Here is a 22148-nt window from a genome sequence, read left to right on the forward strand (position 1 = left end):
CGCGGGCTCATCAGCCCGTGGTGCCGGGTGCTCCCTGCCGTAACCGGTGATTGAAAATCATGCGTCGGGCTTCCGCGTCTGCCACATCGCTGAGGTAGAAGCTCACCGACGCACCGGGTGCCCGCTGGGCCAGTTGGCCCGCCCCCAGGGCGCTCAATGATCCGATTTTCGGATAACCACCAATGGTCTGCCGATCCTTCATCAGCACGATGGGCTGGCCATCGGTGGGGATCTGGATAGCGCCGTAGGCGATACCTTCCGAGATAATGCCGTCCAGATCGCCGTGGATGGCTTCTCCCGACAGTCGATACCCCATGCGGTCGATGTTCTGACTGACCTGATATTCCGAGGTGAAAAAACGGGCCCGGGCCGAGCGAGGAAAATGTTGGTACTGGTAGCCTGGAATCACCCCCACCCGTAATGGCTTCCGGTAATCCGGAATTTCACTGTAGGGCACGCTCGCCTTGGCGACAGCCGATGGCGGCGCCAGCGGAATACGGTCACCCTTGGCCAGTTTGGCGCCGGTGCCATCCAGGCCACCGAGTTGTTCACGGGTGACGGTAGCCGCGCTACCCAGTCTGGCCGGTATGTCCAAGCCACCGCTCACCGCCAGGTAGGCTCTTAAGCCCGCCACTGGCATACTAAAACTGAGCCGGTCACCCTTGCTGATTTCGTAGGTTTGCCACGGTTCGATCGGGCGGTCGTTAAGGCGTGCCCCCAGGTCCGCGCCGGTCAGGGCAATGCTGGTGTCGCTGTGGGCCAGCAGGCTCAAACGGCCGAAGGTGATTTCCAGCTGTGGCGCGTTCAAGGGATTGTTCAGCAGGCGGTTGGCCCACAGGAAGGCGTGCTCATCCATGGGACCACCGGTGGTGACACCGATGTGCTGGTAACCAAGCCGGCCCATATCCTGGACCTGCGTCAGCATGCCCGGATCCAATACTTCAAAGCTCATCGAACTGGCCCCCGAGGCTGATGAATTCTTCCCGGTCGATAGAGCGGAATTTGATCCGGTCGCCGATCTGGGCCAGGGCCAGCGACTCGCTGTCCCAATCCACCATTTTGCTGGGGGTGCGCCCGACAATTTGCCAGCCGCCCGGTGTCGCGCTTGGGTAAATGGCGGTTTGTGCCCCGGCAATACCCACGCTGCCCACCGGCACTTTCAGTCGTGGTGTTGATTTGCGGGGCATGGCAATGCGCTGGTCGGTACTGCCGAGAAAGGCAAAGCCCGGGCTAAAGCCAATGGCATAAACCCGATAGGTCTGCTCGCTGTGAATGCGAATGACTTCGTCGGGGGACAGGCCGGAGAACTCGCAGACATCCTTGAGATCCAGGGCAACCTCGGGGCCATAGTAGACCGGCAGTTCGAGGGTCTGGGCCTGGGCGTCGTCCTGCGTACCGGTCGCTCCGCCTTCCAGGGCCTGGCGCAGACGGGTGTGGATGCCAAACCGATCAATGCGTTCCAGGTCATAACAGACCATCACCGAGGTGTAAGAGGGCACCAGGTCGGTGATGACATCCGACAGCGCCGCCCGGATGTTGTCGGTCGCCTGTTTCACCCGTCCCGCAGTCTCATCGCAGATGGTATCCCCGAAGTAGACGATGCAGGTGCTTTCGTTGATGCCCTCGATTCTCATAACGCCTGCATGACCTGGCGCATGTGACGGGCGGCCTCGACGGCGTGGGTGCTGTCACCGTGGATGCAGATGGTGTCGGCCCGGATCGGGATACGCTTGCCGGAAATGGAGGTGACCGTTCCCTCCTTGATGATCTGCGTGACCTGGTTTTCGATGGCCTCGGTGGACTCGTGCACCGCGCCCGGCACCGAGCGTTTCACCAGCCGGCCTTCGTCGCTGTAGGCACGATCAGAGAAGGCCTCAAACCAGACATCGATACCGAATTCCCTGGCTCGGTCGAGCACGTCATCGGCGTCGGGGGTGGCCATGACCACCAGCGGGCAATGAGGTGCATAGTCTCTGACGGCCGCCATCACCACGGACAGGGTGGTGTGATCCACTGCCATCTTGTTGTAGAGCGCACCGTGGGGTTTGACGTGTTGGATAGCCGTGCCGTGGGTGCGGCAGATGCCATCCAGGGCCGCCATCTGGTACACCAGAATGGCTTTGAGTTCGTCTGGGCGCAGGTCGATATCGCGTCGGCCAAAGCCGAGCAGATCCGGGTAGCCCGGGTGGGCACCGATGGTCACATTTTCCGCGATGGCCATGCGCACGGTCTGGTCCATGGTAAGCGGATCAGATGCGTGAAAGCCGCAGGCAATGTTGGCCATGTCGATGAAGGGCATGACGTCGGCATCCATACCTTTGGTCCAGCTACCGAAGCTTTCGCCCATGTCACAGTTGAGTTTCATTGGAGTCCTCCTGAAATGTGCGTGTCGTACCCTAGCCCTGACTCATGGTTTGAGGCAGGTAGGTGACAATTTCCGGGAACCAGCCGATCAGGAACAGCGCCGCCATAATCAGCAGGAAGAAGGGCAGAGCTGCACGGGCGACGTACAGAATGTCCTTGCCGGTCAGAGCCTGGATGACAAACAGGTTGAAGCCGACCGGCGGTGTGATCTGCGCCATTTCCACCACCAGAACGATGAAGATACCGAACCAGAGCATGTCGATACCGGCCTGCTGCACCATCGGCATGACCACGGCTACGGTCAGAACCACCACGGAAATACCATCCAGGAAGCAGCCCAGCAGAACGAACAGGGCGGTCAGGCACACCAGCAGCTCAAACGAAGACAGCGACATGCCGCCGATCCACTGGGCCAGTTCCCGGGGGATGCCCAGGAAGCCCATGGCGAGAGTCAGGAAGTGCGCGCCCACCAGGATGAGCCCGATCATGCAGGAGCTTTTCACCGCACCGAGCAGGCTTTCCTTGAAGCTGGACGGGTTCAGGGAACCCGTGGCCAAGGCCAACAGCAAAGCACCAAAGACACCCAGGGCGGCCGCCTCTGTTGGGGTGGTAAATCCGCCGTAGATAGAACCCAGTACGAATACGATCAGGCCCACAATTGGCAGCAGCATGCGCAGGGCTTTGATCTTGGCGGCGAAGGAGATGTGTTCCTTCTTGTGCACGGGCATCTCGTCTTTATTGAGCTTGGCCCAGATCATGGTGTAGCCCATGAACATGGCCACCAGCATCAGCCCGGGCAGGGCGCCGGCGATGAACAGGCGGCCAATGGACACCTCGGCAGCAACCCCGTAGACGATCAGAATGATGGACGGCGGAATCAGCAGCCCCAAGGTGCCTGAGCCGGCCAGGGTGCCCACCGCCATGCGGTCGCTGTAACCCTGGGCTTTCAGCTCCGGGAGAGTCATGCGGCCGATGGTGGCGGCGGTGGCTGCCGATGAGCCGGATACCGCGGCAAAAATGCCGCAGCTTAAAATGTTTACGTGCAGGAGTTTGCCCGGCAAGCCACCCATCCACGGGGACAGCCCCTTGAACAGATCTTCAGACAGGCGGGTGCGGAACAGCACCTCACCCATCCAGATAAACATGGGCAACGCGGTCAGTGACCAGCCAGTACTGGCGCCCCAGCTGGAGGTGGCAAAGAGCAGGCCGATCTGGTCGTTGCCGGCCAGTAACAGGCCCAGAACACCGATGCCAACCAGAGTCAGGGAGACCCAGACGCCCACGGCGAGCATCAGGATCATTGATGCGGCGAGGATGATGGAAAGTAGCGTGGTATCCATCAGATTTCCTCCAGATTGATGTCATTTTCGTGCTGCTGGTAGGACGGTGTCTGCTTGCGAAGGACAGCAACCAGATCGTCCAGAATCGCGAGGTTAAGCGCCAACATACCCAGCCCCATAGGGATCTGAGGGATCCAGATCGGGATCGGAATATAGCCGTGGGATACTTCCTCGAAAATGTAGGATTCGTACACCATGTGCCAGCAGTAATACGTCATGTAGCAGGCCAGGCCGAGACCGAACAGAAGCACTATCAGTTCCTGGATGAAACGGGCCTTGGCCGGCCACTTCTGGATCACCAGGGTGACCCGGATGTGGCCGCCCTCGTGGAAGGTATAGGCCAGGCCGAAGAAGGTGGAGGCGGCGAGCGCGTACCCGGACACGTCCTCGGCAGACGGAATGATAAAGCCGAAAATCCGGCCAACGATCTGCAGCAGTATGACCACCATGATCAGTGCGATGCAGAAGCCGGCGGCGTAACCGGATGCCAGATAAAACTTGTCGCGAATAGAGCTCATGTAAGGTGCCTCCCAAGTCGGCCCTCCCCGGAGCATGCCGGTGGAGGGCGTCTTGTACGTCCAGCGTTAGCGGTAGTTTTCGAGAATGGCGCCTACTTCTTTCGGCGCTTCCTCTTCCCATTCCTTGATCATGATGTCGCCAATCTTCTGGAACTCTTGCATCAGCTCCTCAGAAGGCTCGGACACCGTGATGCCGTTTTCCGCCAGAATTGCAGTGTCTTCTGCGGCCGTGACGCGCACGCCGGTCCAACCCCGATCTTCAGCCTCGGCGGCAGCCTTCAGGATCACCTGGCGCTGCTCGTCGCTGAGACGACGGAAGGCGCGCTTGTTGGCCACCACAACGTTTTTGGGAATCCAGGCCTTGATGTCGGTGTAGTGAGACAGGTAGTCCCAAGCCTGGCCATTGGCGCCGGTGGAGGGCGAGGTGATCATCGCGTCGATGATGCCGGTGCTGAATGCCTGCGGGATTTCCGGTACCTGCACCGTAGTTGGTGTGGTGTTCATCAGGTCGGCAAGGCGTGAAGTGGATGGGCTGTAGGCGCGCATCTTCAAACCTTCAAGGTCGCTCATGCTGTTGACCGGAGCCTTGGTGTACAGGCTCTGAGCCGGCCAGGGTACGGAGTACAGCAGCACCATGCCTTCCTTATCGAGTTGCTTCTCAACTTCGGGCTTGGCCGCTTCCCACAGTCTCCGGGCGTCGTCAAAGTTGGTCGCCAGGAAGGGGATGTTGTCGTGTTTGAACACCGGGTGGGTGTTGCCCATGATGCCGATAAAGATCTCGCCCATTTGAACCTGACCGGTCCGAACCGCGCGAGGAATCTCGGGGTGCTTGACCAGTGAGGCGCCGGAGTGGACGGTGACTTCGATGTCGCCATTGGTGCCTTCCTTGATGTTCTCGGCGAACTCATAGGCGATCTTGGTAGGCAGGTTGGCATCACCATAAGGGGTCGGCATGTGCCATTGATCAGCGCTGACTGCCGAGGTAAAGAACGCCCCGGTCAGGAGTGTGGCTGTTGCAAGTTGCTTGAACATAGTAATTCTCCCGTTCTTTCGTTCTTGTAACTTTGGTCGTGGATGGGCGGCTGCTAGAGCACCGCCAATTCTTCGTTTAACCGCTCAGTGAGCAGCATCTTGCCCGGTACGTGGGTGATCGCAATCGGGGGGCGAGCGTTTTCCAGGGCTACCTGAGGGGTCACGCCGCAGGCCCAGAACAGTGGCAATTCATCGTCTTTGACCGTCACCGGGTCGCCAAAATCCGGAGCGCTGATGTCGCTGATGCCGATCAGGCGCGGATCGCCCATGTGCACGGGTGCGCCATGGGCTTTGGGTAGTCGTGTGGTGACCTGGATGGCGCGTATGGCATCGGCGGCGTTGAAGGGGCGCATGGACACCACCATATCGCCATGGAACCGACCGGCTGGCCGGGTGGCGATGTTGGAGCGATACATGGAAACGTTGGCTTCCTGCTCTACATTCCGGATCGACAGGCCGGCACGGGTCAGGGCGTCTTCAAAGGAAAAGGAACAGCCGAGCACGAAAGTGACGAAGTCGCCTTGCCAGAGATCCCGAATGTCGGTCACGGTTTCGGCGCGCTCGCCGTCCCGGAACACCTGGTATTCGGGGATGTCGGTACGAATATCCAGATCATGGCCGAGGTCTGGCAACGCTGGGTTGCCAGGTTCCGATACTGCGATCAGGGGCAGGGCCACCGGATTGCTCTGGCAATACATCAGGAAATCGGCCGCCCAGTCTGCGGGCAGGATGACCACGTTGCCTTGCACCAGGCTGGGCGCCATGCCGCTGGTTGTACCGGTGTGTGTTCCGGAACGGATGCTGGCGCGCAACGGGGCAGCCTGATCAAGCAGGTTGATCTTGAACTCCGAATAATCACCTATGGGCATAACGGCAACTCCCGATTGAATTATTAATTTAGTTGTTGTTTACAGGTTATGCCTCCTGCTGAAAAAATCTAATTATGGTTTTTTGGGTTTAGCTATAAAAATTAGTTATCGGGTGGTTCTGAATAGGCCTTGGAGATGCCCACGGCCAGATTGGCAGCCAGCTCTGCGACCGGGTTGAAGGGCACATTTGGATAGGACGCAGTGAATTCCAGCTGGGACGGTGTCCACGCGGTATCCAGCCGAACCAGTTGGCCGCTTTTCAGCTCATCGGCGATAACACTCAGGGGCAGCGTCGACACGCCAATGCCGTCGATGGTCAGGCGGCGACAGGCGGCCAGCGAGCTGGAGGAGTAGAAGCGGGCGGGGAGTTCATCAAGCTGGCTGAACTTCTGGCTGATCTCGGCAAAGGGCTTGGTGTTGCGGGCGTATGTCACAATGGGCCATTCTGCCAGTTCTTCCAGATCCAGCCGTCGATTCGGCAATTTCAGGTCTGGGCTCGCTACCCACATCAATGGAAAACTGCACAGCTCGCGGTTTTCCATTTTTGGCTCCGACACCGGCCCCATCAGGAAAGCCAGATCCAGGGAACGGTCCATCAGGCCGCTCCGGAGATTGCTGGTAACGTCGACGGTGATTTCCACATCAAGATTCGGCACCGCCTTGTGCAGCTCGCGGAAAAACTGTGGCAGCCAGGAGTGGACGATGGTTTCGGATACACCCAGCCTGAGGATGCCCGACAGCAGCGCCACCCGGTCCGCCCGCTTGCGCAGCTGCTCGGACATGAACACGATCTTTTCGGCAAAGGGCAGCAATTCCTGGCCCTTGCTGGTTAGCAGGGTCTTGCCGGATTCCCGTTCAAACAGTTGAACGCCGAGTTCTTCTTCCAGTGCCGCAATCCGGGTGGAGATGGCCGGTTGGGTGGTGTACAGCCTTTCGGCGGCCTTGCGGAAGCTGCCAAGGGTGGCTACCCAGATAAAGGTTTCCAGTCGTTTGAAATTCATGGGCTCTCTGATGGCCTGGGTTCTCGGGTGATAGGTTCTCGGGTGATGGCTGCGCGGGTGATCGATGCGCGAGTGAATAGTGCCCGGTAAGACGCTGGGCACATTGGTATTTACAGGATAGCGCAGACTGGCGCCAGGAGCCCTATTGCGGGGGCTGCACCCTGGCAAGCAGTAAAGGAAGGAGCGGGCCGGCTAAGGCCCGCCGATGTTACACAGCGTCTTTGTAGAGCGAGCGGACGGGTTTGGCAAACACCTGACGGACCATGGGTTCGAAGTACGACAGCGGAAGGGTTTCGCCGTTCGGATCGAACGCGGGCGAATCGTACTTGCTGACAAACTCAATGGTGCGCATGAAGTGCGGGTGGTCCTTGTAGTTGTCCCGCAGGTTGCGATCCATGCCCAGGTAGTGGAAGAAGTAGTAGCCCTGGAATATGGCGTGGTGTTTCACCATCCAATGGTTCGCTTCGCTGACGAACGGTTCCAGCAAGACCGCCGCCACATCGGCATGGTTGTAAGAGCCCAGGGTATCCCCGATGTCGTGCAGCAGGGCGCACACCACGTATTCGTCGTCCTTGCCATCCCGGTGGGCCAGGGTGGCGGTTTGCAGGCAATGGGTCAGCCGGTCAATGGGGAAGCCGCCAAAATCGCCTTCCAACAGCATCAAGTGGTCCATAATTCGGTCCGGCAGGCCCTTGGCGAAGCTGCCAAAGGATCGGGCGATGGTCTGCCAGTCCTCGGCGGTGCCGTCCTTCATGTGGGTAAAGCTGGCCTGAGGGGCGGTTGTTTCGGTCATCGGGAATGCTCCTTAATCGCGGAAACCGGTGTCGATACGGTCGAGTTTACGTAGCAGGCCTGGCCAGGCCAGTTGGCCGCCCATGCCGCGGGTAACCTGCTCGGCCTGTTGGCGGATGGTGTCGACAATGCCGGCCGGAATCGGGGTCATTTCGCGGTTGCCGGACAACGCCTGAATCTGCACCTCACAGGCCCGCTGCAGTATGTACATGCCCAGAAACGCATCGGCGATGCTGGTGCCAGTGGTGAGCAGGCCATGGTTACGCAGGATCATGAAGCTGTTGTTGCCCAGGTCTTTCTGCAGCCTCGCCTTTTCATCTTCACGCAGGGCTACGCCCTCGTAATCGTGGTAAGCCAGGTTGGAGAGTGGGAACAGGCTCTGCTGTGACAGTGGCAGCAGCCCGTCTTTCTGGGCCGACACCGCAACACCGGCGGTAGTGTGGGTGTGCATGACGCAGGTGGCGTCGTCACGAACCGCATGGATGGCGCTGTGAATGGTGAATCCGGCCGGGTTGATGTCGAAATCGTCCGGGTCGATCTTGTTACCTTCCTGATCGACACGCACCAGACTGGAGGCGGTAATTTCCTCGAACATCATGCCGTAGGGATTGATCAGGAAATGATGCTCATCCCCGGGTATGCGGGCTGATACGTGGGTGAAAATCAGGTCGTCCCAGCCGTACAGTGCTATCAGGCGATAGGCTGCAGCCAGATCGACGCGAAGCTGCCATTCCTCGGCACTGACTTCGCCCTTCTTGGACGGGACGGCAATACGTTCAGACATCACTGGCCTCTCTTTTTGTTGTCGGCTTGTTGTTGTGTTTTTTGTTGAAGTGCTGACCTCAGTGTAGGCAGTAGCGCGAGCACAACACTGTCAAATCATTTACATTTGAAGGCATGTCGATGTGGGAATCCGGGTATGTCTGATCTGAAATCGGTGTTGCAAGCCTGCCCTTTGTTAGGGGGGCTGCCGGCTGCAGGGTTCAAAGAGGCGGAAGCCCTGGCTCGCTGGCGTCAGTTTCGGGCCGGTGAATCAATCTACGACGAGGGCTCCATGCAATCGTCGCTGTGTGTGATTGCCGAGGGCACCGTGCGCATCAGTTCGGTCAACTCGGAGGGGCGGGAGGCAACCCTGATCATTTTTGGCCCGTCGGCCTGGTTCGGTGACACGGTATTTTCACCGGGCACCCCAAGGGTCTATGGCGCCACCGCCCACGAAGCTGCCCGCGTGGTCGAGTTGCCCGGCGAGGGCTTTCGCCAACTGTTGGCCCGCTATCCCGAGGCTTACCCGCGGGCCTTGGATCTGGTGAGCCGGCGGCTGTGGTCGGCGATGTCGATCATCGCCGATGACGCCTTAAGGGGAATTGACGCGCGCGTTGGTCGCCGATTACTGTTCCTGGCTCAGATTCAGGGCCACGGCGACCGTTATTCCCAGCCGGTAACCTTTCGTCTCACCCGGGAACACATCGGCAATATGATGGGCATGACCCGCCAAGGTGTGCATCGGGTGATCAAGAGGTTTGAGCGAGAGGGCTTGCTGAAACTGGAGTATGGCCGAATCACCGTCACCAACCCAAGCGCGTTGCAGGCATATCTGAGCGGGTTGCCTGATTAGGCCTGAATGTCCCGCTGGCTGGATGAGGAAAGCGAGGCTGCTCCGGGCTCCTGTTATCACCGATTTTCGAGAAGGAATTCCGTTGTGCTGTCACTGAACTGGTCGTTACTGTCAGTCTTTATCCCTACCTTCTTTGTGGTTTCGATTACCCCAGGCATGTGCATGACCCTGGCGCTGTCCATGGGCATCACCATTGGTGTGCGTCGGGCCCTGTGGATGATGGCTGGAGAGTTGGTTGGTGTGGCGGTGGTGGCAACGTCTGCGGCTATTGGTGTGGCCACCTTCATGTTGAAATACCCGACTGCATTTACCGTATTCAAATACGCTGGGGGGGCCTACCTGGCGTGGTTGGGCATTCAGATGTGGCGTTCGCGGGGCAAGATGGCCATGCCGGAATCCGAGGATGAGGAGGCGGTTAAGGCCACCCGTGGCCAGCTTGCCACGCAGGGTTTCGTGACCGCCATCGCCAATCCGAAAGGCTGGGCGTTCTTCGTGGCCCTGTTGCCGCCGTTCATTGACAGCGAACTGCCAATGGCGCCCCAGTTAACGGCGCTGATCCTGATCATTCTGGCGCTGGAATTCCTGTGCCTGCAGCTTTATGCCCATGGCGGCCGCGGTTTGCGCAAGCTGCTGCGCCAAGGCGGAGGCGTGCGGACGGTGAACCGGGTAGCCGGTAGCCTGATGTTGTTGGTAGGAGGCTGGCTGGCCTTTGGCTAGCGGGTCAATTAGCCCCGTAACGCTCGTGCAGAATGCTGACCCGATGCACGTAAGCTTTGGTTTCGGCGTAGGGCGGCACGCCTTGATAGCGGCTGACCGCACCTGGGCCGGCATTATACGCTGCCGTCGCTAACCGAATATCGCCGTTGAAGCGCTGAAGCATCTTGGCCAGGTAATTCACCCCGCCACGAATGTTCTGTTCGGCCACCAGGGCATTGACCACGCCCAGTTCCTTCGCAGTTCCCGGCATCAGCTGCATCAGCCCCTGGGCACCGACTGGTGACAGGGCTTTCTCGTTGAACGCCGACTCGGCGTGAATCACTGCCCGGACCAGAGCCGGATCAACCCCGAATTCCCGGGCCGCGGTTTTGATTTCGTTGCGATAGGGGCTGGTGAAGAGCGGTGTCTTGCGCCAGTCGACGCTGGAATCGGGGTCACAGGCGTAGCAGTGGAAGCGAATGACATCGAACTCAGCCGTGGCCGGGCGGATGCTGCTGTACGCCACCACCCCGTTCTCATCCTCGTAGCGATACACGGTATCGTTGCCGCTGGAGGGGCGCGCCTCGGTTGCTTTAACGTTGGTGAATTCGACCGTGCCGTCCGGATGCACAATGCGTTTGACGCTATCGGCATGTGCCGGAACGGCACACAGCGATGTCGCAATGGCGAGCAGGACGAATAGGGCGGCTGGAGTCTGGCCTGGGCTCATTCAATATCCGTGCGGTTTTGTCCGGTATCCGGGGCCGATCCCGGCCCCTGCTACCGAAAGTATACGGCTTTATCGCCACGATAAAACCGCACGAATTGTTTGTTAATCGTTACCGTTCCAGTACTGCTGGCCAGTTCTCATTGCCGAGGCGGATAAAGTTCTCGGTATCTGCCAACCAGCGATCCTGAATGTCCTGGCTGTAGTTCAGGTACAACTTGCCATCCCGGACGGTCCAATGCTTGGGGTCACCCTTGGCAAGGTAGCCCTGGCTGACCGCCCAGGCGCAATACCCGCCGTACACCGGTGCATAGGCTTCCGGATTGGACTCAAACTTGGCCCGGTTCTCGGCACTGGTAAATCGCCAGGTGACACCCAGATACTCGGCGGTGTGGTTGGATGAGCCCTTTACCGCCTGCTCGGTATCAAAATAGCTGACCACATCGTAGCCGCCGGCCCCGGTGTTGGAGAGCAAGCCCGTGTACACCGGATCTTCTGCGGCAGTTGCGGGACCGGTGAGCATGACTAGCAGGAACGACAGTGTTAAAGCGCGAAACATGGCGGTTTCCTCTCAAGGGACGGTATAGTCCTTAGACCAAAAGCCTGCGCGGTTGTTACAGCCGCGCGTCATTTTTCCGGAGTAGAAATGGCTCAACCTGATTCACATCGCAACATTGTTCTCATTGGTATGCCGGGCAGTGGCAAGAGTACCGTGGGCGTGCTGTTGGCCAAGCGACTGGGCATGGGGTTTGTGGATACTGACTTGCTGATCCAGGAGCAGGCCGGTCGCACTCTGCAGGCAATTGTGGATGAAGACGGTTACCAGGCGCTTCGGCACGTGGAAGAGCAGGTACTGCTGGATCTGGATGTCAGCGCCAAAGTCATCAGCACCGGTGGCAGTGCTGTATACAGTGACCGGGCGATGCAACATCTCAAGGCTTACGGTGTGATGGTGTTTCTGGATATTCCGCTGGAGCTGGTGATCAAACGCATCGGTGATCACAGTGCCCGGGGTATTTCCCGGAGACCGGATCAGTCGCTGGAAGCCCTGTTCGAGGAGCGGTTCGCGTTGTACCACGGCTACGCGGACATCGTTATTGATGGAGCAGGCCAGGATCAGGAATCCACCTGTACCGCTGTCGTCGACGCTCTAGCGTGCGACGCCACCCAAAGGACGGGGAAGTAAAGTAGATCGGGACAATATCGTAGAATTAACTATGGCCAGGTGGATGTGCCGTCTATAGCATCACGCGCCCAATTTCCAAACTGGTTGTGTGAATGTCTTCCATAGATACTGCAATACCTACCGCCGATACCTCTGGTGTTCGACGTATTGGCGATCCTCTTGTTCTTGCCCTGACCATGGGCTTTATTTTTCTGTTCGTGGGTTGGTCCGTGACTGACGCAGAAGGCCTGTCTGCCGTCATCAATACCGGCTTCACCTGGACCGCAAAATACCTGGGTTCGTTTTTCCAGCTTCTGCTGCTGGCTACGTTCTTCATTGCCCTGGTGGTTGCCTTTGGCCGTGCCGGCGTTGCACGCCTGGGTGGTCTTGAGAAGCCGGAGATCAGCACGTTCCGCTGGATGTCGATGATTCTCTGCACCCTGCTGGCCGGTGGCGGTGTGTTCTTCGCCGCGGGCGAGCCGGTCTATCACTTTGTGGTCGCGCCGCCGGTGTCCACCGCTGAGGCGGGTACCGCTGAAGCTGTTGCGCCTGCCATGGCGCAATCGTTTATGCATTGGGGCTTTCTCGCCTGGGCCGTTCTGGGCTCGCTGACCGCCCTGGTGCTGGCGCATGCCCACTACGTTAAGGGCAAGCCTCTGCAGCCGCGCACGCTGCTTTACCCGGTACTTGGCGAGCGAGTCATGCAAGGCTGGTTCGGTGGTGTTGTCGACGCCCTGTGTGTCATTGCCGTAGTGGCAGGCACTGTTGGCCCTATCGGGTTCCTGGCAACTCAGATGAGCTTTGGTCTGCATGAACTGTTCGGCGTGGCCGATACCTTCACCACTCAGCTCGTGATCCTGACCCTGCTGGCCGGTGTTTACATGACCTCAGCGATTACTGGGGTTCATAAGGGTATTCAGATCCTCAGCCGTTTCAACGTAATCCTGGCGCTGGTTATCGCGGCCGTGATCTTCGTGTTCGGGCCCACGCTGTTCTTGACCAACACTTATCTGGCGTCGATGGGCGAGTACGTGTCGTCGTTCTTTGCGATGTCGACACTGACCTCAGAAACGGCACCAGACTGGTGGATGAAATGGTGGACGGTGTTCTTTTTCGCCTGGTTCATCGGTTACACGCCCCTGATGTCGATCTTCGTGGCGCGCATTTCCCGTGGTCGCAGCATTCGTCAGACTATTCTGGCAGTTGCCGTTCTGGCGCCTATTGCCACGTCGATCTGGTTCACGCTGCTAGGTGGCTCGGGTATCTATTACCAGCTTACCGGCGCCTTTGATCTGACTTCGGCGCTGAACAACTTCTCCTTTGACGTGGCCACTTTGACCGTAGCTGAGGCATTGCCGGGCGGCACGCTTATGGCGGCGGCAATCCTGTTGCTGACCACCATTTTCGTTGCCACTACGGGTGATTCCATGAGTTACGCCATTGCCACCGTGGGTGCTGGGCACGATGAGCCACACTACCTGGTACGTGCGTTCTGGGGTGGTGCGATGGCACTAATGGCCGCGATTCTTCTGTACATGGGGGCGGGGCAGATCGGTGTACTGCAGCAGTTCATCGTGATCACGGCGATTCCCGTGTCGCTGATCATCCTGCCTTCGCTGTGGACCGGGCCGAAAGCGGCCTATGCCATGGCCCGGTCACAGGGTGTCGCGCTGTAACTGTTAAGTCCTCAGTACGACATTGTACTTCCGGCTGGGGGCCCTACTTGGGACCCCGGCCGCGAAGCACATTGACGACGACGGAGATCACCAGCAACACGAGAAAGATGAAAAACAGAATTTGTGCGAACTCCGTTGCCGCACCGGCAATGCCGCCGAATCCCAGCACGCCCGCGACTACCGCAATAATGAGACAAACAATCGCCCAATAGAGCATGTCCTTTCCTCCTTATTTGGTCTTCGCTCTTCACTCTTCACTCTTCACTCTAGCACAGGGTAAGCACAGGGCATTCCAGCCCCTAGGCCTCCTGCGCAATTTCTCGCAAGGCACTGACCAGCGTGTCGGGTTCCTGGGCTCCTGATATCAGGTATTTCTGATTCACGATATAGGCGGGCACCGCCGAGACTCCAGCCTGTTGGTACTGGGCCTCATCTGCGCGCACGGCGTCGGCATAACGGTCGGAGCTGAGTACGGCACGGGCTTCCTCTGCGTCCAGACCCACCGAGGTAACGCAGTGCGCGAGGACCTCTGTGTCCGTCACGTTCTCCGCGCGGCCAAAATAGGCCTCGAACAGGGCCATCTTCATCTCGGTTTGCTTGCCGTACTCACCGGCCCACTTCACCAGCCGGTGGCCATCGAAGGTATTGCGGGTGTAACGCTCCTGCAGCTTCTCGAAGTTCAGGCCGAGGTCTTTGGCAATCTCCATCATCTGGGCCTGGTTGGCTCGCATCTCCTCCTCGCTGCGGCCGTACTTGCGCGCCAGCGCCGGAAGGATAGGTTCACCATCCCCAGTTGGATCCGGATTCAGCTCAAAGGCGTGCCACTCGACATGAACGTCCAGCTCGCCTTTCAGTTTGGCCATGGCCTTTTCAAGGCGGGCATAGCCGATGGCGCACCAGGGACAGGCAATGTCGGAAACGATATCAATCTGCAGTGTGGTCATGGGGGCTCCCGGTCGGATGTAGTGTGCTCAGGTTACCGGAAAATGTGCGGTGGTGTCGTGATCAGGCACCTTGAGCTACTGGCTCGGAATCCAGACGTTTGCCAGACCAGTTCTCCATCAGGCGGCAGGTCACGAGATCTCCGGTAACATTGATGGCGGTACGACACATATCGAGAATCCGATCGACGCCCATGATCAGTGCTATGCCGCTGGGGGGGATCCCGACGGTTTGCAGAACCATCGCCAGAATCACAATGCCCACCCCGGGCGTTGCCGGGGAGCCAATCGAGGCACCCACAGCCATGGCAACCACCAGAGCCATGCTGCCGGTACTCAGATCGATGCCGTAGACCTGGGCCAGGAAAATAGTGGCAACCGCTTGATACAGAGCCGTGCCATTCATGTTGATGGTGGCCCCGAGGGGGATAACGAACTGGGAGACCGAAGGCCGAACCCCGAGCTTGTCTTCAGCGGTTTTGATCGATAGCGGCATGACAGCCGCCGAGCTGGAGGTTGAAAAAGCCAGCAGCAAAACATCGCGACTGTCTTTGAGGAACCGCAGGGGCGGCTGGCCGGCCACCAGTTTGAGAATGAGCAGATAGACGCCAAGCATGATCAGCAAACCGACAACGACCGTAGCAACGTAAGAGGCCATGCCCAGCATGGCGGTAAAACCGATCGTGGCTGTGAGCTGAGCCATCAGACCGAAGACAGCAAGGGGCGCCAAACGCATGGCCCAGCGCACCACGGTCATACAGATTTGTTGCAGGGAATCCAGCAGGTCGAGCATGGGCCGAGAGCTTTTAGGCTCCATGGTCACCAGCGCGATGCCCACAATGACGGAGAAGATAACCACCTGGAGCATTTGCCCTTCGACCATGGCATCCAGGGGGTTTCCGGGTAGGAGACCGATCAGGGTTTGAGGCAGCTCAGTGACACTGGGCATGGCGGCGCCGGTTGTGACGTCCGTTGCAGGGACGGTGGTGGCCAAGCCTTTCATCATACTACCGGGGTTCATCAGACCACCGATCCAGAGGCCTATGGCGGCAGCGAGGGCGGTGGTTATTACGAAGAAACTGGTCACCCGCAGGCCCAGTTTACGCAATTGTTCCAGGTTCTCGCTGGCGGCCAGGCCGCGAACGACTGAGGCTATGACTAACGGGATGACGATCATCTGGATGGTGGCCAGGAACAGCTGCCCGGGAAACGCCAGCCAGTTGCCGATCAGGGTGCCGGTGTCCGGCTCTACGAGGCCGACTGAGGGGCCCAGCAGAGTCCCCACGACGAGCCCCAAGAACATACCGATCAAAACCTTGAGCCACAGACGGCCCTTGACGAGACCCGAGAGGTAGGTGTTCAGGTGGCGCAACTGGGATGGGTAGTAGCTGTTGTTTTCGGCCATGTTTGGGCGTCGTCCGACTGTGAGTAGAGGTCCTTCCACTGGAGCACTCATTACACATCAGGCCCAGCTGGGTGACCGTGAGCTGGGTCAATTCTTTATCAGAATCCGGCGGGTCCGGTTTGTCTGACTGAGTCAATTTCCCGTGCGGTCAAAGACCGGTAAGCACCGGGGTTCAGGTCTGCTTCAAGCATGAGTTGCCCCATCCTCTCGCGATGCAGTGCGGTCACCCGATTGCCTACCGCATGGAACATGCGCTTGATTTGATGGTAGCGGCCTTCATAGATAGTCACCCTCGCTTCCCGTGGCCCCAGTTGCTCCAGTTGAGCAGGTGAGGTGCGGAGCTGTTCATACTCAAACCAGAGTCCCTCGGCAAACCGTTTCGAGGTTTCCGCGCTGATTGGCTGCTCGGTGATGACGTGATAGACCTTGGGTATCTTGACCTTGGGTTCAGTGAGCTGACGGGACCACTGGCCATCATTGGTGAGAATAAGCAGACCGGTGCTCGCCCGATCCAGCCGGCCGGCAATGTGCAGCTCTGGCCGCAGGGCGGGGGCGATCAGATCCAGGGCAGTGGGGTGCACGGTGTCCACCGTGGCGCTGAGGTAACCCGCCGGTTTGTGCAGCATCAAATAGTGCGGCGTGTCAGCGGCCTGAATGATTTCACCATCCAGAGCGACGCTGGAGAAGCGATCGACTTCCCGGGCAGAGCTCCGGCATGGCGTGCCATCCACCGTCACCCGGCCCGCGGCGATCAGGGCGTTGGCCCGCTTGCGACTAATGCCGTCCTGGTTGCTCAGAATTCGGGAAAGCTTCATGGTGTGAATCGACTATGCTGAGATAAAGATTAAAAGAAACTGACGACAATAATACGAGGAACTGCCATGCCATTCTCCGCTGATCACCTTGCCGAACTCAATCTCCTGACTCAGTTTGAGTCCACCTCCAGTCAGGAGGGGATCAAGGTTCATGCTCATTCGGCAGCCCCGGAAACCGTCAGGGCGGCGGAAAGCCTGTTTGCCCGGGGCCTGATCAGCCAGAAGGACGGCGGCTACCTGACGCCCCTGGGTGCCGAGGCGGTGGATCTGACCCAGAAACTCCAATCCATTCTCAGCAGCTGACCCGAGCCAGGCGACGGGCCGCGAGTTAAAAAGCTCGGGCCTGCGCCAACCAAAGGTGGTGTCGATGGGCAGCTACAAGAGCTCTCCCATTCTCTGGATGGCACTGAGTATAACCAGCGTTGTTGCCATCGTTGGTGTGCTTTACGCCCTGGGCATCCATCGTCAGGTGCTGGATCTGCTGCACTGGGTGGACCGTCAGGGTGCCTGGGCGGCGATCATGTTCATCGCCATCATGGCACTGGCGATGGTGCTCCTGCTGCCGGGGGTGCTGCTTACCACCGGCGCGGGCTTTGTATTCGGGGTGGTGGAGGGCACCACTTATGTGGTGGTCGGCACAACCCTTGGAGCTGCCATCGCCTTTCTGATTGCCCGGTACTTTCTTGGTGAACGGGCCCACATTTATATCCAGAGCCGCGTCGGGCTTCTGGCGGTCAGCCGTGAGATGGCTCCCCACGGTTGGAAGGTCGTGCTGCTGACGCGGCTGATTCCTTTCTTTCCCGGCAAGCTTTCCAATTTCCTGTTCGGACTGACCAACTTTTCCTTTGGCGGCTTTGTTGCCGGGACCTTCATTGGCGTGATGCCGTTTTCGCTGCACAACGTGTACCTGGGGTCGCTGACGGCGGACCTGTCGACTCTTGGTGCCCGCGAAACCGCCAGGACGCCACTTGAATGGGGCATCTACGGCGCAGGCTTTGTCGGCACGGTGGCAGCAGTGCTGTTTTTTAACCGGCTCGCCCGCCGGGCTTTGGCGCGCTATCGGGTGGCGGCCCAGGCAACCGACCTGAGGGAGAAGTGAATGAGCTGGATGAAATGGTTACCTTGGCGCTATCTGGTCAAGCGCATGGCGCATCAGCACGGCTTTCTGGATCCGATCACGCTGCTGGGCAAGTTGCACAGCTTTGCCCAGCCGTCGGAAGTGGGTGAGCCGATTGAATTGTTGCGCGCTGGTGTGGTGTTTCACGCCCGTGGCCTGATCAACAGCCGCGTTATCCAGCATAATCTGGACTGGGTCTGGCCTTACTGGGTGGAGCGCCAATTCGACCCTAATGACCCGGCCTTCATTCCCCGGGCCTTCTCCATCACTCACGTCAACTTGAGTAACCGCAACTGGACGGCGATTGGCCTGCCCGATGTGGATGACCTGCCGGTGGTCGACCCCAGAGGTCTGGTGACGCCGTTATACGATGGCTGGTCACTGGACGGCTGGTTGCTGGCAGACGACGGCCGCTGCCTGCTGCCATCACGTTGCAAAACCAGTCGGCAATGGCTCGAATTGGAGGATACCCCCTGCGTGGTGACCGAGTCTGAGATGGACGGTTTGCGGCTGATCAGCCGCGCACAGGTGGTGCTGGAGCAGGGCCGGCCGGTTTGTCGGCTGGAGCTGCAGGGTCATTCGGACGTGCCGGGGTCACTGGTGGTGTCGCTGCGCCCGGCCAATCCCGAGGGTGTGTCGTTTATCCGGCGGGTGAAATTGTCGCCCCAACGGGATGCCTGGAAAGTGGATGGCCGGCACTCGGTGCTGTTCAGCCGACCGGCGCAAAGTCATCATGTGTCGGATTATCGCCAGGGCGATGTCCACATCCACCTGGCCGACATTGCCGATCAGAGCGAAGGCCGCTGTGACGTTGGGCTGGTGACTGCGGCGGCACTGTTTCCGGTCAGGGCCGGCAAGGCCACGGCGCTCACCATCACGGTGCCCTTGGGTAAAGAACACGCGGCCAGCGACACACCTGAGCCCTGGTCTGAAGCATTGGATGGGCACGCGCGCCTGGAGTGCCCGGATCCGACCTGGCAATTCCTGTATGAAGCAGCATTGCGCTCATTGGTGTTGCACTCTCCGGATGACGTTTACCCGGGCCCTTACACCTACAAACGGTTCTGGTTTCGCGATGCGGCGTTTATCGTACATGCGCTCCTGTGTGCAGGAATGACCCAGCGAGCCGAGCGGGCCCTGAGCCAGTTTCCGGAACGGCAGTTGAAGAACGGTTATTTCCGTTCTCAGGAAGGGGAATGGGATGCCAACGGTGAGGTGCTGTGGATCATGCAGCGGTTCTATGCCATCACCGGCCGTAAACTGGCCATGGACTGGTTTGAACCGGTCAGCAAGGGCGCGCACTGGATACAGAAAAAGCGGGTCAGCGGGAATATCGACAAACCCCATGCCGGGCTCCTGCCCGCCGGTTTCAGTGCCGAGCACCTGGGGCCAAATGACTTCTATTACTGGGATGATTTCTGGGGCATCGCCGGCCTGAAAGCCGCTGCCACACTGCTGGCCAAAGACGATCCTGAAGCCAGCGAGGCGTTTGCCGCCGGTGCTGAGGAGTTTTCCCGAACCGTGGACCGGAGTCTGGCCAGCTGCGCGCGGCGGCTCAAGCGCCGGGCCATGCCAGCCTCGCCCTATCGGCGGCTGGATGCCGGTGCCATCGGTTCGCTGGCCGTGGGCTATCCCACCCAGCTGTGCGAACCAGATGATCCGCGCCTATTGGACAGCGTCGAGTTCTTGCTTGAGAACTGTTTCGTGAACGGCGCCTTCTATCAGGACATGATTCACTCGGGCCTGAACGCCTACCTGACCCTGCACGTGGCCCAGGTGCTTTTGCGCGCCGGTGACTCGCGGTTTCTGGCGCTGATGGATGCGGTGGCGGAGCTGGCATCACCAACCGGGCAGTGGCCAGAGGCGATTCATCCGGGCACTGGCGGTGGCTGCATGGGCGATGGTCACCACGTCTGGGCGTCCGCCGAGTGGGTGTTAATGGTGCGCAACTGTTTCGTCCGGGAGGAGGGCGATCGGCTGATTCTCTGTGCGGGTGTGCCCGAACGTTGGCTCGAGCAGGAAGCGCCGATACGGTTCGGGCCGGCACCGACCGGGTTCGGGACGGTTACCGTCACAATCCAGCCGCGCCCCGGTGCAACGCCGGAGGTGACCTGGACGGGCCGTTGGCACCGCGACGAACCCACCATTGAGGTGCGGTTGCCGGGCTGGAAACACTGATCATCTGTACCGGTTTCTAAAGCAGTTTTCTGTATCTGTTTTGTTTGCCTGCTAACTTCTAGAGTACGGTGTCTAGAGTACTGTGACCGAATAATTCACGTAATCCGGCTGCGACATATGCGTTCATTCTTTTTCTCGTTTTTTGTTCCCGCCCTGTTTGTCTGGCTCTGGAGCACGGGCTTCATTGGCGCCAAATACGGTCTGCCATTTGCCGAGCCTTTTACGCTCCTGCTGATCCGCATGCTGCTGACCCTGGTGTTGCTGGTCGGCCTGGCCTGGTTGATGAAAACCCGCTGGCCCGGATGGCGTGGCGCCGGGCACCTGGCGGTCACCGGTATTCTGGTGCACGGCTGTTATCTCGGTGGGGTGTATTACGCCATTCAGGACGGTATGGCTTCTGGCATCGTGTCGCTGATTGTCGGGCTCCAGCCCCTGGTTACCGCGGCTGCGGCGGTGGTGTTCCTGAAAGAAGCGGTCAGTGGCCGGCAGTGGCTGGGCCTCGCCCTGGGCTTGATCGGCGTGTCGTTGGTATTGGTCGAGAAGTTCGGGGGTGCCGGCGTTGAATCGGGCATCTCGCCCTGGGCACTCGCCTGGACCTTGGTGGCGCTGGCGGGTATTTCCATGGGCACGGTGTATCAGAAACGCCACGGCACCGGCGCCGATCTGGTTGCCGGTACCATCATCCAGTATGCCGCCGCTGCAACCCTGTTTGCCATCGGCGCTTTCACGCTGGAATCCCGCGAGGTTGAGTGGAGTTTGCAGTTGCAGCTGTCCATGGCCTGGCTGGTACTGGGCGTGTCCATCGGCGCTATTTTACTGTTGATGTGGCTGATTCGTCAGGGCGCCGCGTCGCAGGTGGCGAGCCTGTTTTATCTGGTGCCGCCGGTGACTGCCTTGGAAGCCTACCTGTTGTTCGATGAACGCCTGGGTGGCCTGGCGATGGTTGGGGGGCTGGTCGCCATTACCGGGGTGGCACTCGTGGTGACCCAGAAGAAAGCCGTATGAGTGATGTAACCCGCGGTGTCTGGTTTGGCCTGTCTGCCTATACCATTTGGGGCTGCTTTCCGCTTTTCTTCGCCCTGTTCGAGGGCGTGCCGGCGTTTGAAATCCTGGTGCACCGGATTGTCTGGTCCTGTGTCTTCCTCGCGCTGGTGATCAGCGGCTTGCGGCGCTGGCCTGCGGTCCGTTCTGCCCTTAGTAATCCGCGCCAGCTGTGGCGGGTACTGGGCTGTGCGTTGCTGATTGCGGCCAACTGGGGCATTTACATCTATTCGGTGGAAACCCGCCACGTGTTGCAGGCCAGCCTTGGCTATTTCCTGACTCCGCTGGTGAATGTGGCGCTGGGTATGCTGGTGCTGCGCGAGCGCATGGGGCCGTGGCAGCTGGCGGCAGTGGTTCTTGCTGGCATCGGCATACTGATCCAGCTGGTCATGCTCGGGGAAGTGCCCTGGATTACGCTGGTGCTCGCGCTGACTTTCGGTACCTATGGCCTGCTGCGAAAGCAGGTGCTGCTGGATGGTTTGTCGGGGCTGTTTGTCGAGACCTTGTTGTTGCTACCGGTGGGGTTGATGACCTTTGGCTGGCTGGGCTACGCCGGTGTGTCCCATTACGGGGACAGTGTATCCGTGAGCGCCTTGCTGATGGCCAGCGGCATCGTGACTGCCATCCCGCTGCTGCTGTTTGCCGGTGCGGCCCGGCGGTTGCGACTGTCCACGGTGGGCTTCCTGATGTACATCAATCCCACCTTGCAGTTCTTCATTGCATTGCTGGTCTTCGACGAGCCATTGAGCCAGGTGCAACTGACCAGCTTCATCGTTATCTGGGTGGCGCTGGGACTGTACAGCTGGTCGTCCTGGCACTACCGGCCACGGGTGCCGGCAGGCCAGAACTGAACCCG

At 59.4% G+C, this 22148-nt stretch carries 25 protein-coding genes; 9 read left to right on the plus strand and 16 right to left on the minus strand.

Annotated elements, in window-relative coordinates; translation table 11 throughout:
• Positions 1-10 precede the first annotated feature (10 nt).
• From FGO67_RS06910 to FGO67_RS06955, 10 genes are all read right to left on the minus strand, one after another.
• Entirely contained in the window at positions 11-925 is a 915-nt protein-coding gene (locus FGO67_RS06910; RefSeq protein ID WP_238942296.1) for a 5-oxoprolinase subunit C family protein, read from the minus strand.
• A gap of 16 nt (positions 926-941) precedes the next feature.
• On the minus strand, positions 942-1634 hold the full coding sequence (gene pxpB / locus FGO67_RS06915) for a 5-oxoprolinase subunit PxpB (protein ID WP_203300019.1): 693 nt from the start codon (positions 1632-1634) through the stop codon (positions 942-944).
• Positions 1631-2365 carry a 5-oxoprolinase subunit PxpA gene (locus FGO67_RS06920; RefSeq protein WP_203300020.1) on the minus strand — a complete coding sequence of 245 codons (735 nt, stop codon included), beginning with the start codon at positions 2363-2365 and terminating at the stop codon, positions 1631-1633. The genes pxpB and FGO67_RS06920 overlap by 4 nt, the downstream gene beginning before the upstream one ends.
• 31 nt (positions 2366-2396) lie before the next feature.
• Complete coding sequence (locus FGO67_RS06925; protein WP_203300021.1) at positions 2397-3704, minus strand: TRAP transporter large permease; 1308 nt, start codon at positions 3702-3704, stop codon at positions 2397-2399.
• Positions 3704-4222, minus strand: a complete 519-nt coding sequence (locus tag FGO67_RS06930) for a TRAP transporter small permease (protein WP_203300022.1) — start codon at positions 4220-4222, stop codon at positions 3704-3706. Before FGO67_RS06930 ends, FGO67_RS06925 begins: the two co-directional genes overlap by 1 nt.
• Before the next feature lie 66 nt (positions 4223-4288).
• Positions 4289-5254: a TRAP transporter substrate-binding protein gene (locus FGO67_RS06935; protein WP_203300023.1), complete on the minus strand. Its 966-nt coding sequence runs from the start codon at positions 5252-5254 to the stop codon at positions 4289-4291.
• A 53-nt stretch (positions 5255-5307) separates the two neighbouring features.
• Complete coding sequence (locus tag FGO67_RS06940; RefSeq protein ID WP_203300024.1) at positions 5308-6123, minus strand: putative hydro-lyase; 816 nt, start codon at positions 6121-6123, stop codon at positions 5308-5310.
• Between the two features lie 101 nt (positions 6124-6224).
• A complete protein-coding gene (locus tag FGO67_RS06945) occupies positions 6225-7124 on the minus strand; it encodes a LysR family transcriptional regulator (protein ID WP_203300025.1) in 900 nt (299 codons plus the stop codon).
• A 208-nt stretch (positions 7125-7332) separates the two neighbouring features.
• Positions 7333-7917 carry an HD domain-containing protein gene (locus FGO67_RS06950; protein ID WP_203300026.1) on the minus strand — a complete coding sequence of 195 codons (585 nt, stop codon included), beginning with the start codon at positions 7915-7917 and terminating at the stop codon, positions 7333-7335.
• Positions 7918-7929: 12 nt separating this feature from the next.
• Positions 7930-8700: a class II aldolase/adducin family protein gene (locus FGO67_RS06955; RefSeq protein ID WP_203300027.1), complete on the minus strand. Its 771-nt coding sequence runs from the start codon at positions 8698-8700 to the stop codon at positions 7930-7932.
• 135 nt (positions 8701-8835) lie between these two features.
• Here FGO67_RS06955 and FGO67_RS06960 point away from each other — a divergent pair, with 135 nt between their 5' ends.
• Together FGO67_RS06960 and FGO67_RS06965 are read left to right on the plus strand one after the other, a co-directional pair.
• Positions 8836-9531 (plus strand): Crp/Fnr family transcriptional regulator, encoded by a 696-nt coding sequence (locus FGO67_RS06960; RefSeq protein ID WP_203300028.1) that lies wholly within the window; start codon positions 8836-8838, stop codon positions 9529-9531.
• Positions 9532-9615: 84 nt separating this feature from the next.
• Positions 9616-10248, plus strand: coding sequence for a LysE family translocator (locus FGO67_RS06965; protein ID WP_338039540.1), 633 nt, complete (start codon positions 9616-9618; stop codon positions 10246-10248).
• Positions 10249-10252: 4 nt separating this feature from the next.
• Here FGO67_RS06965 and FGO67_RS06970 read toward each other — a convergent pair whose 3' ends face one another.
• Together FGO67_RS06970 and FGO67_RS06975 are read right to left on the minus strand one after the other, a co-directional pair.
• Positions 10253-10957: a lytic transglycosylase domain-containing protein gene (locus tag FGO67_RS06970; protein ID WP_203300030.1), complete on the minus strand. Its 705-nt coding sequence runs from the start codon at positions 10955-10957 to the stop codon at positions 10253-10255.
• A gap of 109 nt (positions 10958-11066) precedes the next feature.
• On the minus strand, positions 11067-11513 hold the full coding sequence (locus FGO67_RS06975) for a YHS domain-containing (seleno)protein (protein ID WP_203300031.1): 447 nt from the start codon (positions 11511-11513) through the stop codon (positions 11067-11069).
• Positions 11514-11600: 87 nt separating this feature from the next.
• Here FGO67_RS06975 and FGO67_RS06980 point away from each other — a divergent pair, with 87 nt between their 5' ends.
• Both FGO67_RS06980 and FGO67_RS06985 read left to right on the plus strand, forming a co-directional pair.
• The gene (locus FGO67_RS06980) at positions 11601-12140 is read left to right on the plus strand and encodes a shikimate kinase (protein WP_203300032.1); all 540 of its coding nucleotides are present in this window, start codon (positions 11601-11603) and stop codon (positions 12138-12140) included.
• 92 nt (positions 12141-12232) lie between these two features.
• Positions 12233-13795 carry a BCCT family transporter gene (locus tag FGO67_RS06985; RefSeq protein WP_203300033.1) on the plus strand — a complete coding sequence of 521 codons (1563 nt, stop codon included), beginning with the start codon at positions 12233-12235 and terminating at the stop codon, positions 13793-13795.
• A gap of 43 nt (positions 13796-13838) precedes the next feature.
• On the opposite strand, the gene FGO67_RS06990 is transcribed toward FGO67_RS06985, so the two are convergent.
• The 4 genes from FGO67_RS06990 to FGO67_RS07005 all read right to left on the minus strand — a co-directional run bounded on the left by FGO67_RS06990 (position 13839) and on the right by FGO67_RS07005 (position 16956).
• Positions 13839-14012 (minus strand): DUF1328 domain-containing protein, encoded by a 174-nt coding sequence (locus FGO67_RS06990; protein ID WP_203300034.1) that lies wholly within the window; start codon positions 14010-14012, stop codon positions 13839-13841.
• Between the two features lie 82 nt (positions 14013-14094).
• Positions 14095-14739 carry a DsbA family oxidoreductase gene (locus tag FGO67_RS06995; protein WP_203300035.1) on the minus strand — a complete coding sequence of 215 codons (645 nt, stop codon included), beginning with the start codon at positions 14737-14739 and terminating at the stop codon, positions 14095-14097.
• Positions 14740-14800: 61 nt separating this feature from the next.
• A complete protein-coding gene (locus FGO67_RS07000; RefSeq protein ID WP_203300036.1) occupies positions 14801-16141 on the minus strand; it encodes a dicarboxylate/amino acid:cation symporter in 1341 nt (446 codons plus the stop codon).
• Positions 16142-16239: 98 nt separating this feature from the next.
• Positions 16240-16956, minus strand: coding sequence for a pseudouridine synthase (locus tag FGO67_RS07005; RefSeq protein WP_203300037.1), 717 nt, complete (start codon positions 16954-16956; stop codon positions 16240-16242).
• 66 nt (positions 16957-17022) lie between these two features.
• Between FGO67_RS07005 and FGO67_RS07010 the strand changes: the two genes are divergently transcribed.
• From FGO67_RS07010 to rarD, 5 genes are all read left to right on the plus strand, one after another.
• Complete coding sequence (locus tag FGO67_RS07010; protein ID WP_203300038.1) at positions 17023-17259, plus strand: TIGR02647 family protein; 237 nt, start codon at positions 17023-17025, stop codon at positions 17257-17259.
• A 64-nt stretch (positions 17260-17323) separates the two neighbouring features.
• Positions 17324-18055 (plus strand): TVP38/TMEM64 family protein, encoded by a 732-nt coding sequence (locus FGO67_RS07015; protein ID WP_203300039.1) that lies wholly within the window; start codon positions 17324-17326, stop codon positions 18053-18055.
• On the plus strand, positions 18056-20251 hold the full coding sequence (locus FGO67_RS07020; RefSeq protein ID WP_203300040.1) for a hypothetical protein: 2196 nt from the start codon (positions 18056-18058) through the stop codon (positions 20249-20251).
• Positions 20252-20368: 117 nt separating this feature from the next.
• Positions 20369-21256, plus strand: a complete 888-nt coding sequence (locus tag FGO67_RS07025) for a DMT family transporter (RefSeq protein WP_203300041.1) — start codon at positions 20369-20371, stop codon at positions 21254-21256.
• Positions 21253-22143 carry an EamA family transporter RarD gene (gene rarD, locus FGO67_RS07030; protein WP_203300042.1) on the plus strand — a complete coding sequence of 297 codons (891 nt, stop codon included), beginning with the start codon at positions 21253-21255 and terminating at the stop codon, positions 22141-22143. The genes FGO67_RS07025 and rarD overlap by 4 nt, the downstream gene beginning before the upstream one ends.
• Positions 22144-22148: the final 5 nt, after the last annotated feature.

The sequence above is a fragment of the Marinobacter sediminum genome (genome assembly GCF_016820575.1).
GTDB classification, from domain to species: domain Bacteria; phylum Pseudomonadota; class Gammaproteobacteria; order Pseudomonadales; family Oleiphilaceae; genus Marinobacter; species Marinobacter sediminum.

Coding starts and splice junctions, on each gene's coding strand:
- FGO67_RS07010 (WP_203300038.1), top strand. CDS start 17,023: ATGCCATTCTCCGCTGATCACCTTGCCGAACTCAATCTCCTGACTCAG.
- FGO67_RS06945 (WP_203300025.1), bottom strand. CDS start 7,124: ATGAATTTCAAACGACTGGAAACCTTTATCTGGGTAGCCACCCTTGGC.
- FGO67_RS06935 (WP_203300023.1), bottom strand. CDS start 5,254: ATGTTCAAGCAACTTGCAACAGCCACACTCCTGACCGGGGCGTTCTTT.
- FGO67_RS07025 (WP_203300041.1), top strand. CDS start 20,369: ATGCGTTCATTCTTTTTCTCGTTTTTTGTTCCCGCCCTGTTTGTCTGG.
- FGO67_RS06975 (WP_203300031.1), bottom strand. CDS start 11,513: ATGTTTCGCGCTTTAACACTGTCGTTCCTGCTAGTCATGCTCACCGGT.
- FGO67_RS06940 (WP_203300024.1), bottom strand. CDS start 6,123: ATGCCCATAGGTGATTATTCGGAGTTCAAGATCAACCTGCTTGATCAG.
- FGO67_RS06950 (WP_203300026.1), bottom strand. CDS start 7,917: ATGACCGAAACAACCGCCCCTCAGGCCAGCTTTACCCACATGAAGGAC.
- FGO67_RS07005 (WP_203300037.1), bottom strand. CDS start 16,956: ATGAAGCTTTCCCGAATTCTGAGCAACCAGGACGGCATTAGTCGCAAG.
- FGO67_RS06925 (WP_203300021.1), bottom strand. CDS start 3,704: ATGGATACCACGCTACTTTCCATCATCCTCGCCGCATCAATGATCCTG.
- FGO67_RS06955 (WP_203300027.1), bottom strand. CDS start 8,700: ATGTCTGAACGTATTGCCGTCCCGTCCAAGAAGGGCGAAGTCAGTGCC.
- FGO67_RS06995 (WP_203300035.1), bottom strand. CDS start 14,739: ATGACCACACTGCAGATTGATATCGTTTCCGACATTGCCTGTCCCTGG.
- pxpB (WP_203300019.1), bottom strand. CDS start 1,634: ATGAGAATCGAGGGCATCAACGAAAGCACCTGCATCGTCTACTTCGGG.
- FGO67_RS07015 (WP_203300039.1), top strand. CDS start 17,324: ATGGGCAGCTACAAGAGCTCTCCCATTCTCTGGATGGCACTGAGTATA.
- FGO67_RS06930 (WP_203300022.1), bottom strand. CDS start 4,222: ATGAGCTCTATTCGCGACAAGTTTTATCTGGCATCCGGTTACGCCGCC.
- FGO67_RS06960 (WP_203300028.1), top strand. CDS start 8,836: ATGTCTGATCTGAAATCGGTGTTGCAAGCCTGCCCTTTGTTAGGGGGG.
- FGO67_RS06910 (WP_238942296.1), bottom strand. CDS start 925: ATGCTGACGCAGGTCCAGGATATGGGCCGGCTTGGTTACCAGCACATC.
- FGO67_RS07000 (WP_203300036.1), bottom strand. CDS start 16,141: ATGGCCGAAAACAACAGCTACTACCCATCCCAGTTGCGCCACCTGAAC.
- FGO67_RS06920 (WP_203300020.1), bottom strand. CDS start 2,365: ATGAAACTCAACTGTGACATGGGCGAAAGCTTCGGTAGCTGGACCAAA.
- FGO67_RS06985 (WP_203300033.1), top strand. CDS start 12,233: ATGTCTTCCATAGATACTGCAATACCTACCGCCGATACCTCTGGTGTT.
- FGO67_RS06980 (WP_203300032.1), top strand. CDS start 11,601: ATGGCTCAACCTGATTCACATCGCAACATTGTTCTCATTGGTATGCCG.
- FGO67_RS06990 (WP_203300034.1), bottom strand. CDS start 14,012: ATGCTCTATTGGGCGATTGTTTGTCTCATTATTGCGGTAGTCGCGGGC.
- FGO67_RS07020 (WP_203300040.1), top strand. CDS start 18,056: ATGAGCTGGATGAAATGGTTACCTTGGCGCTATCTGGTCAAGCGCATG.
- FGO67_RS06970 (WP_203300030.1), bottom strand. CDS start 10,957: ATGAGCCCAGGCCAGACTCCAGCCGCCCTATTCGTCCTGCTCGCCATT.
- rarD (WP_203300042.1), top strand. CDS start 21,253: ATGAGTGATGTAACCCGCGGTGTCTGGTTTGGCCTGTCTGCCTATACC.